The sequence below is a fragment of the Piscinibacter lacus genome, from assembly GCF_016735685.1.
Classification (GTDB): Bacteria; Pseudomonadota; Gammaproteobacteria; order Burkholderiales; family Burkholderiaceae_C; genus Aquariibacter; species Aquariibacter lacus.
The window spans coordinates 187,134-201,681 of the sequence record NZ_JAERRA010000001.1; the positions used below are offsets into that span (position 1 = coordinate 187,134).

The following is a 14,548-nucleotide window of genomic DNA, read 5'->3' on the forward strand; positions in this document are numbered from 1 at the left end:
TTTCACCGACCCGGCATCGATTGGCCGGGCTTGAATGCCGCGCTTCCCGTCTTCAACCCACCCCCGGCCTGAACCTGGGGCGCGCAGCCTCTGGAAGAGCGCGAACGCCAGCCACCCGGGGGCAGCTGGCGCAAAAGCTTGCGAGTATAGCGACTCGCGGCACGCTCAGCAATCTGCGGCCGCGAGGCCGCGGCTTACTGCAGCTTGATCTCGACGTCGACGCCCGCGGGCAGGTCGAGCTTCATCAGCGCGTCGACCGTCTTGTCGGTCGGGTCGACGATGTCCATCAGGCGCTGGTGGGTGCGGATCTCGAACTGGTCGCGGCTGGTCTTGTTGACGTGCGGCGAGCGCAGGATGTCGAAGCGCTGCATGCGGGTTGGCAGGGGCACCGGGCCCTTGACGATGGCGCCGGTGCGCTTGGCGGTCTCGACGATCTCCTGGGCCGACTGGTCGATCAGCTTGTAGTCAAAGGCCTTCAGGCGGATGCGGATCTTCTGTTTTTGCATGACGTTTCTTCCTTGAAAAGAGCGATGAGGCCGCCCGGCCCGCACAGGGCGGCGGGCGGCAGGTCATGCATTACTCGATGATCTTGGCCACGACGCCCGCGCCGACGGTGCGGCCGCCTTCACGGATGGCGAAGCGCAGGCCTTCTTCCATCGCGATCGGGGCGATCAGCTTGACCGTGATGCTGACGTTGTCGCCGGGCATCACCATTTCCTTGTCCTTGGGCAGCTCCACCGCGCCGGTCACGTCCGTCGTGCGGAAGTAGAACTGCGGGCGGTAGTTGTTGAAGAAGGGGGTGTGGCGGCCGCCTTCGTCCTTGCTCAGCACGTAGACCTCGGCGGTGAAGTGCGTGTGCGGCTTGATCGAGCCCGGCTTGCACAGCACTTGGCCGCGCTCGACGTCTTCGCGCTTGGTGCCGCGCAGCAGGATGCCGACGTTGTCGCCCGCTTGACCTTGGTCGAGCAGCTTGCGGAACATTTCGACGCCGGTGCAGGTGGTCTTCTGCGTGGCCTTGATGCCGACGATTTCGATTTCCTCGCCGACCTTGACGATGCCGCGCTCGACGCGACCGGTCACGACGGTGCCGCGGCCGGAGATGGAGAACACGTCTTCAACGGGCATCAGGAAGGCGCCATCGACCGCGCGCTCGGGCGTGGGGATGTAGCTGTCCAGGGCGTCGGCCAGCTTGAGGATGGCTTGCTCGCCCAGCGGGCCCTTGTCGCCTTCGATGGCGAGCTTGGCGCTGCCGTGGACGATGGGGGTGTCGTCGCCCGGGAAGTCGTACTTGCTGAGCAGTTCGCGCACTTCCATCTCGACGAGCTCAAGCAGCTCGGCGTCGTCGACCATGTCGCACTTGTTCAGGAAGACGATGATGTAGGGCACGCCGACCTGGCGGGCCAGCAGGATGTGCTCGCGGGTCTGGGGCATCGGGCCGTCGGCGGCCGAGCACACCAGGATGGCGCCGTCCATCTGGGCGGCACCGGTGATCATGTTCTTCACGTAGTCGGCGTGCCCGGGGCAGTCGACGTGCGCGTAGTGGCGGTTGGCGGTCTCGTACTCGACGTGCGCGGTGTTGATGGTGATGCCGCGCGCCTTTTCTTCCGGCGCCGCGTCGATCTGGTCGTAGGCCTTGGCCTCGCCGCCGAACTTGCTCGCCAGGATGGTCGTGATCGCCGCCGTCAGCGTCGTCTTGCCATGGTCCACGTGACCAATGGTGCCCACGTTCACGTGCGGCTTGGTGCGCTCAAACTTGCCTTTTGCCATTTCAATCTCCGATAAAGAGCACTGCCAGTGCTCAGGGTTTTAGGTTTCCATCCCGCCGAACACCCTCTCGCCACTGGCTGCGGGAGGTCGGACGGGACGAAGACCGGGGAAGGGGATGGGACCGCCGCATCGCGCGGCAGCCCCAGGTCTCGCTTACTTGGCGCGCGCGGTGATGATCGCGTCGGCGACATTCTTCGGCGCCTCGCTGTAGTGCTTGAATTCCATCGTGTAGGTCGCGCGACCCTGCGACATCGAGCGCAGCGTGGTCGAGTAGCCGAACATTTCCGACAGCGGAACTTCGGCCTTGATGACCTTGCCACCGCCGGGCATGTCGTCCATGCCCTGGACCATGCCGCGACGGGACGACAGATCGCCCATCACGTTGCCGGCATAGTCTTCCGGGGTCTCGACTTCCACGGCCATCATCGGCTCCAGGATGACCGGGCTGGCCTTGCGGCAGGCGTCCTTGAAGCCCATCGAGGCAGCCATCTTGAACGCGTTTTCGTTCGAGTCCACGTCGTGGTACGAACCGAAGGTCAGCGTGACCTTGACGTCCACCACCGGGAAGCCGGCCAGCACGCCGTTCGGCAGGGTGTCGATCACGCCCTTCTCGACCGCGGGAATGAACTCGCGCGGCACGACGCCGCCCTTGATCGCGTCAACGAATGTGAAGCCCTTGCCCGGCTCCTGCGGCTCGACGGTGAAGACCACGTGACCGTACTGGCCCTTGCCGCCCGACTGGCGGACGAACTTGCCCTCGACGTCGGTCGCGGTCTTGCGGATGGTCTCGCGGTAGGCCACCTGCGGCTTGCCGACGTTGGCTTCCACGCCGAACTCGCGCTTCATGCGGTCGACGATGATTTCCAGGTGCAGCTCGCCCATGCCGGAGATGATGGTCTGGCCGGACTCTTCGTCGGTGCGCACGCGGAAGGACGGATCTTCCGCCGCCAGGCGCGACAGGGCGATGCCCATCTTTTCCTGGTCGGCCTTGGTCTTGGGCTCGACGGCCTGCGAGATCACCGGCTCGGGGAAGACCATCTTCTCCAGGGTGATGATGGCGTCCGGATCGCACAGGGTCTCGCCCGTGGTCACGTCCTTCAGGCCCACGCAGGCGGCGATGTCGCCGGCCAGAATTTCCTTGATCTCTTCACGCTGGTTGGCGTGCATCTGCAGGATCCGGCCGATGCGCTCCTTCTTGCCCTTGATGGGGTTGTAGACGGTGGCGCCCGAGAGCAGCACGCCCGAATACACCCGCACGAAGGTGAGCTGGCCGACGTAGGGGTCGGTCATCAGCTTGAAGGCCAGGGCCGCGAACTTCTCGCCGTCGTCGGCACGACGCACGACCGGCTGCTCGTCCTCGTCGGTGCCCGGCACCGGCGGGATGTCGATCGGCGAGGGCATGAAGTCGATCACGCCGTCGAGCATGCGCTGCACGCCCTTGTTCTTGAAGGCGGTGCCGCAGAACATGGGCTGGATCTCGGCTGCGATGGTGCGGGTGCGGATGGCCGACTTGATCTCGTCCTCGCTCAGCTCGCCCGTCTCCAGGTACTTGTTCATCAGCTCTTCGTTGGCCTCGGCTGCCGCCTCGACCATCTTCTCGCGCCATTCCTGGGCGACTTCGACCAGATCCGCCGGGATCTCCTCGTAGCTGAACTTCATGCCCTGCGAGGCTTCATCCCACAGGATGGCCTTCATCTTGAGCAGATCGACGACGCCCTTGAAGTTTTCCTCGGCACCGATCGGGATCACGATGGGCACGGGGTTGGCCTTCAGGCGGGCCTTCATCTGGTCGACGACCTTGAAGAAGTTGGCGCCGGTGCGGTCCATCTTGTTGACGAAGGCCAGACGCGGCACCTTGTACTTGTTGGCCTGGCGCCAGACGGTTTCCGACTGCGGCTGCACGCCACCCACGGCGCAATAGACCATGCAGGCGCCATCGAGCACGCGCATCGAGCGTTCGACTTCGATGGTGAAGTCCACGTGTCCGGGGGTGTCGATGATGTTGATCCGGTGCTCGGGCAGGGACAGGTCCATGCCCTTCCAGAAGCAGGTCGTCGCCGCCGAGGTGATGGTGATGCCCCGCTCCTGCTCCTGCTCCATCCAGTCCATCGTCGCAGCGCCATCGTGCACTTCGCCGATCTTGTGGTTCACGCCGGTGTAGAACAGGATGCGCTCGGTCGTGGTGGTCTTGCCGGCATCGATGTGCGCAGAGATACCGATGTTGCGGTAGCGCTCGATGGGGGTTTTGCGGGACATGGTGGGCTCCAAATACGAAAGCCGCCCCACCGATCCGCAGGATCGGCCAGGGCAGCCAGGGACATCAGGGGTCGGTCGGCTTAGAAGCGGAAGTGCGAGAAGGCCTTGTTGGCTTCGGCCATACGGTGCACTTCGTCGCGCTTCTTGCAGGCGCCGCCGCGGCCTTCCGAGGCCTCCAGCAGTTCGTTGGCCAGACGCTGGGCCATCGACTTCTCGCTGCGCTTGCGGGCCGAATCCTTGAGCCAGCGCATGGCCAGCGCGACACGGCGGACGGGGCGGACTTCCACGGGAACTTGGTAGTTCGCACCGCCGACGCGGCGGGACTTCACTTCGACCATCGGCTTCACGTTGTTCAGCGCGGTCAGGAACACTTCGAGCGGGTCACGCTGGGCCTTCTTCTCGACTTGCTCGAGGGCACCGTAGATGATCCGTTCGGCCACGGCCTTCTTGCCGGACTCCATGACCACGTTCATGAACTTCGAGAGATCCACATTGCCGAACTTCGGATCGGGCAGGATCTCGCGCTTGGGGACTTCGCGACGACGCGGCATGACTCTTCCTTTATTGCTTCAGTCGGCCCGGACTTCCGGACCACGGACACCCATCCGGGGCATCCACTTACTCGGCGGCGCGCAGCGTGCGCCCCAACCGACAACCCTGGGCGCGCAGCATGCGCACCCGCGATGACACCGCGTTGAAGGCGGCGCCTGGCCTGTGATCAGGCCTTCTTCGGGCGCTTCGCGCCGTACTTCGAGCGGGACTGCTTCCGGTCCTTGACGCCCTGCAGATCGAGGGAGCCACGGACGATGTGGTAGCGCACACCCGGCAGGTCCTTGACCCGGCCGCCACGAACCAGCACGACGCTGTGTTCCTGGAGGTTGTGGCCTTCGCCGCCGATGTAGGAGATCACCTCGAAGCCGTTGGTCAGGCGCACCTTGGCGACCTTCCGCAGCGCCGAGTTCGGCTTCTTCGGGGTGGTGGTGTAGACCCGGGTGCAGACACCGCGACGTTGCGGGCAGGCCTGCATGGCCGGCGACTTGGATTTCGTGACTTCGGTCTCGCGACCGTAGCGCACGAGCTGGTTGATGGTCGGCATGGGGTAACTTGTTCCCGTGTGAAGTTACATGAACCTTCCCGACGGTCCCTGCACGCGAATCGCATGGCGGGATCGAAGATCCCGGCCCCACACCGATCTCGCGGCTGCATGTGGCGCTTGCGGTCTTGAACGGGTCCGGTCCCGACCAACACGCAAGGCCTGTCAGCTAAGCGCCCAGCAAAGAGCGAAGCAGAAACTGCCGAAAAGCTTTCCATTGTAGGCTGCGCGACGCTTTGCTGCAAGAAGCGCCTGGCCCATGACCCCATTGCCCCACGATCCCCCGCCCGCAGAGGCAGGCGAAGCCAACCCCCCTCCCGACCCGGCACCGCTGCGGGCCGTGATCGACACCCAGTTGCTGCTGGACTGGCTGGTCTTTGACGAGCCCGCGGCCGCCCCCTGGGTCCAGGCCCTGATCGCAGGCCGCCTGCGCTGGCTCGCCAGCCCCTGGATGCAGCAGGAATGTGAGCGCACGCTGCGGCGCAGCGTGTTGCAGCGCTGGTCGCCCGACCCACAGCGCGTGGCGCAAGCCTGGTCGATCTGGGCCGAGCTGCACGCCGAGGCGCCGCCGCAGCCGCGCCTGCGCAGCCGCGATCCGGACGACCAGGCCTTCCTTGACCTGGCCCTGGCCTGCGGCGCCGACGCGCTGCTCACCCGCGACCGCGACCTGCTCGTGCTGCGCAAGCGCGCCGCAGCCCTCGGCTTGTGGATCGGCCCGCCGCAACAGCACCCTGCCCTGCGAGACGCCGCGCGACCATGAAAAAAGGCGGCCGAAGCCGCCTTGTCCTGCCAGGACCGACCCCTTGCGGGGCCGGGGTCCGGATCAGTTCGGCTCGCTGCCGCTGGGCAGCGGGGGCTGCTCTTCGGCGTTGTCGAACTCGGCGCCGGCCAGGGCGGCCTGCTCCTCGGCTTCCTGCATCGCGATCGCGCGGCGCTCGCTCTCGTCCATCTCCTCCTTGACCTTGCGGGCCTGGTGGAAGGCGAGACCGGTGCCGGCGGGGATCAGGCGACCGACGATCACGTTCTCCTTCAGGCCACGCAGCTCGTCGCGCTTGCCCATGATGGCCGCTTCGGTCAGCACCCGGGTGGTCTCCTGGAAGGAGGCCGCCGAGATGAAGGAGTCGGTCGACAGCGAGGCCTTGGTGATGCCCAGCAGCACGTCGGCGTGCGTGGCACCCAGCTTGCCCTCGGCCCGCAGGCGCTCGTTGGTGTTGAGCAGCTCCGAACGCTCGACCTGCTCGCCGGCGATGTAGGACGAATCGCCCGGGTTGACGATCTGCACGCGGCGCAGCATCTGGCGAACGATCACCTCGATGTGCTTGTCGTTGATCTTCACGCCCTGCAGGCGGTAGACGTCCTGCACCTCGTCGACGATGTAGGTGGCCAGGGCCTCGATGCCGAGCAGGCGCAGGATGTCCTGCGGATCCGCCGGGCCGTCGACGATGGACTCGCCCTTGTTCACCACCTGGCCTTCGTGGACCAGGATGTTCTTTTCCTTGGGCACCAGCTCCTCGAAGACACGGCCTTCCGGATCGGTGATCTGGAGGCGCACCTTGCCCTTGGTCTCCTTGCCGAAGGAGACCGTGCCGGTCATCTCGGCCAGCGTGCCCTTGTCCTTGGGCGTGCGGGCCTCGAACAGCTCGGCCACCCGCGGCAGACCGCCGGTGATGTCGCGGGTCTTCTGGCCTTCGACCGGGATGCGGGCGAGCACCTCGCCCGGGGCGAGCTGCTGGCCGTCGCGGATCTGGATCAGCGAGCCGACCTGGAAGCCGATGGTCACCGAGTGGTCGGTGCCGGGGATCTTGACTTCCTTGCCTTCGGCATCAAGCAGCTTGACCTGCGGACGCACGACCTTGGCTGCACCGCGGCGCTTCGGGTCGATCACGACCAGGGTCGACAGGCCGGTGACTTCGTCGACCTGCTTGGCGACGGTCACGCCCTCCTCGACGTTCTCGAACTTCGCCTGACCGGCGAATTCCGTGATGATCGGGCGGGTCAGCGGGTCCCAGGTCGCCAGCACGGTACCGGCCTTGATGGCCTGGTCGAGCTTGACATTGAGGGTCGCGCCATAGGGCACCTTGTGGCGCTCGCGCTCCCGGCCGTGGGGGTCGCTGATCACGATCTCGCCGGAACGCGAGATGACCACCAGCTCGCCCTTGCCATTGGCCACCGAACGCATGGTCGCGTTGAAGGTGATCAGGCCATCGCTCTTCGCGTCGACGCTGGACGCCACCGCCGCGCGCGAAGCCGCGCCGCCGATGTGGAAGGTCCGCATCGTCAGCTGGGTGCCGGGCTCGCCGATCGACTGCGCGGCAATCACGCCCACCGCTTCGCCAGTGTTGACCAGGCCACCGCGGCCCAGGTCGCGGCCATAGCACTTGGCGCACAGGCCGAAGCGCGTGTCGCAGGTCAGCGGCGTGCGGACCTTGACCTCGTCGATGCCTTCCTTCTCCAGCAGGTCGAGGGTGTCCTCGTCCAGCATGTGGCCGGAGGGCACCAGCACGGCCTGGGTCTCGGGGTGGATCACCTCGTTGGCGGTCACGCGGCCCAGGATGCGGTCGCGCAGCGACTCGATGACCTCGCCGCCTTCGACCAGCGCACGCATGTTGATGCCGTGCTCGGTGCCGCAGTCGTCCTCGGTCACGACCAGGTCCTGCGTCACGTCGACCAGGCGACGCGTCAGGTAGCCGGAGTTCGCGGTCTTCAGCGCCGTGTCCGCCAGGCCCTTGCGGGCGCCGTGGGTAGAGATGAAGTACTGGAGGACGTTCAGGCCTTCGCGGAAGTTCGCCGTGATCGGCGTCTCGATGATCGAGCCGTCCGGCTTGGCCATCAGGCCGCGCATGCCGGCAAGCTGGCGGATCTGGGCGGCGCTACCGCGCGCGCCCGAGTCGGCCATCATGTAGATGGAGTTGAAGGACTCCTGATCCACTTCCTTGCCGTGACGGTCGATGACCTTCTGCTTGGCGAGCTGGGCCATCATGACCTTGCCCACCTCGTCACCCGTCTTGCCCCAGATGTCGACGACCTTGTTGTAGCGCTCGCCGGCGGTCACGAGACCCGAGACGTACTGCTGCTCGATCTCCTTGACTTCCTTCTCGGCGCGCTCGATCAGGCCCTGCTTCTCCTTGGGCACCAGCATGTCATCGATGCCGATGGAGATGCCCGCACGGGTGGCCAGGCGGAAGCCGCTTTGCAGCAGCTTGTCGGCCAGCACCACGGTCTCCTTCAGGCCGCACTTGCGGAAGGAGGCATTGATCAGCTTGCTGATCTCCTTCTTCTTCAGCGCCTTGTTGATGTTGGCGAAGGGCAGGCCCTTGGGCAGGATCTCGCTCAGCAGCGCACGGCCGACCGTGGTCTCGACCAGCTTGGTCTCGGGCTGGAAGACGCCGTCGGCATCCTTGCTCCATTCCGTCAGACGCACATTGATCTTGGCCGTGATCTCCACCATGCCGTTGTCCAGCGCGCGCTGGACCTCGTTGGTGTCGGCGAAGATCATGCCCTCGCCCTTGCCGTTGATGCGCTCGCGAGTCGCGTAGTACAGGCCCAGCACCACGTCCTGCGAGGGGACGATCGACGGCTCACCGTTGGCCGGGAACAGCACGTTGTTGGAGGCCAGCATCAGCGTGCGGGCTTCCATCTGCGCCTCGATCGACAGCGGCACGTGCACGGCCATCTGGTCGCCGTCGAAGTCGGCGTTGAAGGCCGCGCAGACCAGCGGATGCAGCTGGATCGCCTTGCCTTCGATCAGCACCGGCTCGAAGGCCTGGATGCCCAGGCGGTGCAGGGTCGGCGCCCGATTCAGCATGACCGGATGCTCGCGGATCACCTCTTCAAGGATGTCCCAGACCACCGGCGTGCCGGATTCGACTTCCTTCTTCGCCGCCTTGATCGTGGTGGCGATGCCCATCGCCTCCAGGCGGCTGAAGATGAAGGGCTTGAACAGCTCCAGCGCCATCAGCTTGGGCAGGCCGCACTGGTGCAGCTTGAGCGTCGGGCCGACCACGATGACCGAACGGCCCGAGTAGTCGACGCGCTTGCCCAGCAGGTTCTGCCGGAATCGGCCGCTCTTGCCCTTGATCATGTCGGCCAGGGACTTGAGCGCGCGCTTGTTCGCGCCGGTCATGGCCTTGCCGCGTCGGCCGTTGTCGAGCAGCGAGTCGACGGCTTCCTGCAGCATGCGCTTCTCGTTGCGCACGATGATCTCCGGCGCCTTCAGCTCCAGCAGCCGCGCCAGGCGGTTGTTGCGGTTGATGACGCGGCGGTAGAGATCGTTCAGGTCCGAGGTCGCGAAGCGGCCGCCGTCCAGCGGCACCAGCGGACGCAGGTCCGGCGGCAGCACGGGCAGCACGTCCAGCACCATCCAGTTCGGCTTGATGCCGGACTTCTTGAAGGCCTCCATGACCTTCAGGCGCTTGCTGTTCTTCTTGACCTTCAGCTCGCTGCCGGTCATGTCGTTGCGGAGCTTGTCGATCTCGACGTCGAGATCCATCTCCTCCAGCAGCTTCTTGATGCCCTCGGCACCCATCTGCGCGATGAACTCGTCACCGAACTCGCGCTTCTTGGTGTCGTACTCGTCCTCCGACATGATCCCGAACTTCTTCAGCGGGGTCATGCCGGGGTCGGTCACGACATAGGCTTCGAAGTACAGCACGCGCTCGATGTCGCGCAGCGTCATGTCCAGCACCAGGCCGAGCCGCGAGGGCAGCGACTTCAGGAACCAGATGTGGGCGCAGGGCGCGGCCAGGTCGATGTGACCCATGCGATCGCGGCGGACCTTGGTCTGGGTGACTTCGACGCCGCATTTCTCGCAGATCACGCCGCGGTGCTTCAGGCGCTTGTACTTGCCGCACAGGCACTCGTAGTCCTTGATCGGGCCGAAGATCTTGGCGCAGAACAGGCCGTCCCGCTCCGGCTTGAAGGTGCGGTAGTTGATCGTCTCGGGCTTCTTCACTTCACCGAAGGACCACGAGCGGATCTTCTCGGGCGAGGCCAGCCCGATCTTGATCGCGTCGAAGTGCTCGTCGGGCGTGAACTGCTTGAAGAGGTCCAGCAAACCTTTCATGGGGTGCTCCTTGTCCGTTCTCAGTTGCGCTCGAGCTCGATGTCGATACCGAGCGAACGGATTTCCTTGACCAGCACGTTGAACGACTCCGGCATGCCGGCGTCGATGGCGTGCTCGCCCTTGACGATGTTTTCGTAGACCTTGGTGCGACCGTTCACGTCATCGGACTTCACGGTCAGCATTTCCTGCAGCACGTAGGACGCGCCGTAGGCTTCCAGGGCCCAGACTTCCATTTCACCGAAGCGCTGGCCGCCGAACTGCGCCTTGCCGCCCAGCGGCTGCTGGGTGACGAGCGAGTAAGGGCCGGTCGAGCGGGCGTGCATCTTGTCGTCGACCAGGTGGTGCAGCTTCAGCACATGCATGTAGCCGACGGTGACGGGGCGCTCGAACTGCTCGCCGGTGCGGCCATCGCACAGCCAGGCCTGGGTGCGGGTCGCGTTGAGGCCCTTCTTCTGCGCAATGTCCTCGGGGTAGGCGAGGTGCAGCATCGCGCGGATCTCCTCTTCCGCCGCGCCATCGAAGACCGGCGTCGCGAAAGGCACGCCGCTCTTCAGGTTGCCCGCCATCTCGACGACTTCGGCATCGCTGAGCTGGCCCAGGTCCTCCGTCTTGCCGCCGCTCTTGTTGTAGAGCTCGTCGAAGAACTTGCGCAGCTCGGCCGCCTTGGACTCGTGTTGCAGCATGTCGCCGATGCGCTGGCCCAGGCCCTTGGCGGCCCAGCCCAGATGCACTTCCAGCACCTGGCCGACGTTCATCCGCGAGGGCACGCCCAGCGGGTTCAGCACGATGTCGGCGGGGGTGCCGTCGGCCATGTAGGGCATGTCCTCGATCGGGGTGATCTTGGACACGACGCCCTTGTTGCCGTGGCGGCCGGCCATCTTGTCGCCGGGTTGCAGGCGGCGCTTGACGGCCAGGTAGACCTTGACCATCTTCAGCACGCCCGCGGGCAGCTCGTCGCCCTGCGTCAGCTTCTTGCGCTTCTCTTCAAACGCGAGGTCGAAGCTGTGGCGGGTCTGCTCCAGCGCGTTCTTGATGCTTTCGAGCTGGTTGGCCGCCTCGTCCTCGGCGGGACGGATGTCGAACCAGTGGTACTTCTCGACGCTCGACAGGTAGTCCTTGCCGAGGACCGTGCCCTTGGCCAGCTTCTGCGGGCCGCCATTGGCCACCTTGCCGATCAGCAGCTTCTCGATCCGGTCGAAGGCATCGGCCTCGACGATGCGCAGCTGGTCGTTCAGGTCCAGGCGGAAGCGCTTGAGCTCGTCGTCGATGATCTGCTGGGCGCGCTTGTCGCGCTGGATGCCTTCACGGGTGAAGACCTGCACGTCGATCACGGTGCCCGAGGTGCCCTGGTCGACACGCAGCGAGGTGTCCTTCACGTCGCTGGCCTTCTCGCCGAAGATCGCGCGCAGCAGCTTCTCTTCCGGCGTCAGCGTGGTCTCGCCCTTGGGCGTGACCTTGCCGACCAGCACATCGCCCGGGCCCACCTCGGCACCGATGAAGACGATGCCCGACTCATCCAGACGGCCGAGCTGGTTCTCCGACAAGTTGGGGATGTCGCGGGTGATTTCCTCGCTGCCCAGCTTGGTGTCGCGGGCCATCACCACCAACTCCTCGATGTGGATCGAGGTGTAGCGGTCTTCGGCGACGACGCGCTCGCTGATGAGGATCGAGTCTTCGAAGTTGTAGCCGTTCCAGGGCATGAAGGCGACCAGCATGTTCTGGCCCAGGGCGAGTTCGCCCAGGTCCGTCGACGCGCCGTCGGCCACCACATCCCCGGTAGCGACCTTGTCGCCGCGCTTGACGATCGGGCGCTGGTGGATGTTGGTGTTCTGGTTGGAACGCTGGTACTTGATCAGGTTGTAGATGTCGACGCCGACTTCGCCGGCCACCGTTTCCGCGTCGTTCACGCGGATCACGATGCGGTTGGTGTCGACATAGTCCACCACGCCACCGCGGCGGGCGGTGACCACGGTGCCCGAGTCGACCGCAGCGACGCGCTCGACCCCGGTGCCGACCACGGCCTTCTCGGGGCGCAGCGTCGGCACGGCCTGGCGCTGCATGTTGGCGCCCATCAGCGCGCGGTTCGCGTCGTCGTGCTCCAGGAAGGGCACCAGCGAGGCCGCGACCGAGACGATCTGCGTCGGGGCCACGTCCATGTACTGGATGCGGCCCGGCTGGGTCAGCACCGAGTCGCCCTTCTCGCGGGCCGAGACCAGCTCGTCGGTGAGCTTGCCGTCCTTGTCCAGCGTGGCATTGGCCTGGGCGATGACGTACTTGCCTTCCTCGATGGCCGACAGGTAATCGATCTGGTCGGTGACGATGCCGTCGGCCACCCGGCGGTAGGGCGTCTCCAGGAAGCCGTACTCGTTGAGCTGCGCGAACAACGCCAGCGAGTTGATCAGGCCGATGTTCGGGCCTTCCGGCGTCTCGATCGGGCAGACGCGGCCGTAGTGGGTCGGGTGCACGTCGCGCACCTCGAAGCCGGCGCGCTCGCGGGTCAGGCCGCCCGGGCCCAGGGCCGAGACGCGCCGCTTGTGCGTGATCTCGGACAGCGGGTTGGTCTGGTCCATGAACTGCGAGAGCTGGCTCGCCCCGAAGAACTCCTTGAGCGCCGCGCTGATCGGCTTGGAGTTGATCAGGTCATGCGGCATCAGGGCTTCGGTCTCGGCCTGGCCGAGGCGTTCCTTGACGGCCTTCTCGATGCGGGCGAGGCCCGAGCGGTACTGGTTCTCGGCCAGTTCGCCCACGCAGCGCACGCGGCGGTTGCCGAGGTGGTCGATGTCATCGACCTCGCCCTTGCCGTTGCGCAGGTCGACCAGGATCTTGACGACGGCCAGGATGTCCTCGTTGCTCAGCGTCATCGGGCCGACCGACTCGCTGCGGCCGACGCGGGCATTGAACTTCATGCGGCCCACGCGCGACAGGTCGTAGGTCGCCGCGTCGTAGAACAGGCGGTTGAACAGGGCCTGCACCGCGTCCTCGGTCGGCGGCTCGCCGGGGCGCATCATGCGGTAGATGGCCACGCGGGCGGCCAGCTCGTCGGCGGTCTCGTCCGACGCGAGGGTCTGCGAGATGTAGGCGCCCTGGTCCAGCTCATTGGTGAACAGGCACTGCAGGTCCTTGATGCCTGCGCTGCGCAGCTTCTTCAGCAGCGTCTCGGTCAGCTCGTCGTTGGCCTTGGCCAGGATCTCGCCGGTGTCCGGGTCGACCATGTTCTTGGCGACGACGCGGCCGACGAGGAAGTCCTCCGGCACCGAGATGAAGCTGGTGCCGGTGGTCTCCAGCTGCTTCACGTGACGCGCGGTGATGCGCTTGTCCTTCTCGACGATCACCGCACCCGACTTGTCGGTGATGTCGAAGCGCGCGATCTCGCCCTTCAGGCGCGCCGGCACGAACTCCATCTGCGCGCCCGCGTCCATCAGGCGGAAGTTGTCGAAGACGAAGAAGTTGGCCAGGATCTGCTCGGGGTTCAGGCCGATGGCCTTGAGCAGGATCGTGACCGGCATCTTGCGGCGACGGTCGACGCGGAAGTAGAGGATGTCCTTCGGATCGAACTCGAAGTCGAGCCAGGAGCCGCGGTAGGGAATGATCCGCGCGCTGAACAGCAGCTTGCCCGAGCTGTGGGTCTTGCCCTTGTCGTGCTCGAAGAAGACGCCCGGCGAGCGGTGCAGCTGCGAGACGATGACGCGCTCGGTGCCGTTGACGATGAAGGAGCCGTAGTCGGTCATCAGGGGCACTTCGCCCATGTAGACCTCCTGCTCCTTGATCTCCTTGACCACCTTCGACTGGTGGGTCGAGGCCTCCCGGTCGTAGATGATCATTTGCAGCTTCGCGCGCACGGCGGCGGCGTAGGTCAGGCCCCGCTGCTGGCATTCCCGCGTGTCGAAGGCGGGCTTGGCCATGTTGAATTCGATGAACTTCATCTCCACGAACCCGTTGTGCGACACGATCGGGAAGGCGGAAAGGAAGGCGGCTTGCAGGCCCTCGGGCTTGCGCTTCTGGGGCGGCACGTCCTTCTGAAGGAAGGCGACGTACGAGTCCTTCTGCATCGAGAGCAGGTAGGGCACGCCGAGCACGTTCTCGCGTTTGCCGAAGCTCTTGCGGATGCGCTTGCGCTCGGTGTAGCTGTAGGGGGATGCTTGCGCCATGAATCACTCCGTGTCGAAGAGACACCGCCCGGCCCAGGCGGCACCCGTTCGGCGACTGGCGGCGCAGACTTTGCGTCTGCTGCTTGGTGGCAGGCCACTACCTGCCGCTGGCGGACAACCGGGGCCTTGCACCCCAGTCCGACCAAACCGGTTCCCTGCAGTCGGTTCAGAGAACACTTGCAAGGCCCGCCCCGCATGCGATGCGGACCTTGCAGCTGCTCT

Annotated in this window: 8 protein-coding genes; 1 reads left to right on the plus strand and 7 read right to left on the minus strand. The window is 65.6% G+C overall.

Annotated features, from left to right (window positions below):
• Positions 1-194 precede the first annotated feature (194 nt).
• The 5 genes from rpsJ to rpsL form a co-directional block, all read right to left on the minus strand.
• Complete coding sequence (rpsJ, locus tag JI742_RS00875; RefSeq protein ID WP_110401797.1) at positions 195-506, minus strand: 30S ribosomal protein S10; 312 nt, start codon at positions 504-506, stop codon at positions 195-197.
• Positions 507-576: 70 nt separating this feature from the next.
• Positions 577-1,767, minus strand: coding sequence for an elongation factor Tu (tuf, locus tag JI742_RS00880; RefSeq protein WP_201823089.1), 1,191 nt, complete (start codon positions 1,765-1,767; stop codon positions 577-579).
• Positions 1,768-1,920: 153 nt separating this feature from the next.
• Positions 1,921-4,023: an elongation factor G gene (gene fusA, locus JI742_RS00885; RefSeq protein WP_201823092.1), complete on the minus strand. Its 2,103-nt coding sequence runs from the start codon at positions 4,021-4,023 to the stop codon at positions 1,921-1,923.
• Positions 4,024-4,103: 80 nt separating this feature from the next.
• A complete protein-coding gene (gene rpsG / locus JI742_RS00890) occupies positions 4,104-4,574 on the minus strand; it encodes a 30S ribosomal protein S7 (protein WP_201823093.1) in 471 nt (156 codons plus the stop codon).
• Between the two features lie 167 nt (positions 4,575-4,741).
• A complete protein-coding gene (rpsL, locus tag JI742_RS00895; RefSeq protein ID WP_201823094.1) occupies positions 4,742-5,119 on the minus strand; it encodes a 30S ribosomal protein S12 in 378 nt (125 codons plus the stop codon).
• Positions 5,120-5,375: 256 nt separating this feature from the next.
• Here rpsL and JI742_RS00900 point away from each other — a divergent pair, with 256 nt between their 5' ends.
• The gene (locus tag JI742_RS00900; protein WP_201823095.1) at positions 5,376-5,876 is read left to right on the plus strand and encodes a putative toxin-antitoxin system toxin component, PIN family; all 501 of its coding nucleotides are present in this window, start codon (positions 5,376-5,378) and stop codon (positions 5,874-5,876) included.
• A gap of 63 nt (positions 5,877-5,939) precedes the next feature.
• Here the strand turns inward: JI742_RS00900 and rpoC are convergent, their stop codons facing one another.
• Positions 5,940-10,178 carry a DNA-directed RNA polymerase subunit beta' gene (gene rpoC, locus JI742_RS00905; protein WP_201823096.1) on the minus strand — a complete coding sequence of 1,413 codons (4,239 nt, stop codon included), beginning with the start codon at positions 10,176-10,178 and terminating at the stop codon, positions 5,940-5,942.
• 20 nt (positions 10,179-10,198) lie between these two features.
• Positions 10,199-14,326 carry a DNA-directed RNA polymerase subunit beta gene (gene rpoB / locus JI742_RS00910; protein ID WP_201823098.1) on the minus strand — a complete coding sequence of 1,376 codons (4,128 nt, stop codon included), beginning with the start codon at positions 14,324-14,326 and terminating at the stop codon, positions 10,199-10,201.
• Positions 14,327-14,548: the final 222 nt, after the last annotated feature.

Excerpts from the sequence above, each read along its gene's own strand:
- rpsJ (WP_110401797.1), bottom strand. The coding sequence starts at position 506 with ATGCAAAAACAGAAGATCCGCATCCGCCTGAAGGCCTTTGACTACAAG.
- tuf (WP_201823089.1), bottom strand. The coding sequence starts at position 1,767 with ATGGCAAAAGGCAAGTTTGAGCGCACCAAGCCGCACGTGAACGTGGGC.
- fusA (WP_201823092.1), bottom strand. The coding sequence starts at position 4,023 with ATGTCCCGCAAAACCCCCATCGAGCGCTACCGCAACATCGGTATCTCT.
- rpsG (WP_201823093.1), bottom strand. The coding sequence starts at position 4,574 with ATGCCGCGTCGTCGCGAAGTCCCCAAGCGCGAGATCCTGCCCGATCCG.
- rpsL (WP_201823094.1), bottom strand. The coding sequence starts at position 5,119 with ATGCCGACCATCAACCAGCTCGTGCGCTACGGTCGCGAGACCGAAGTC.
- JI742_RS00900 (WP_201823095.1), top strand. The coding sequence starts at position 5,376 with ATGACCCCATTGCCCCACGATCCCCCGCCCGCAGAGGCAGGCGAAGCC.
- rpoC (WP_201823096.1), bottom strand. The coding sequence starts at position 10,178 with ATGAAAGGTTTGCTGGACCTCTTCAAGCAGTTCACGCCCGACGAGCAC.
- rpoB (WP_201823098.1), bottom strand. The coding sequence starts at position 14,326 with ATGGCGCAAGCATCCCCCTACAGCTACACCGAGCGCAAGCGCATCCGC.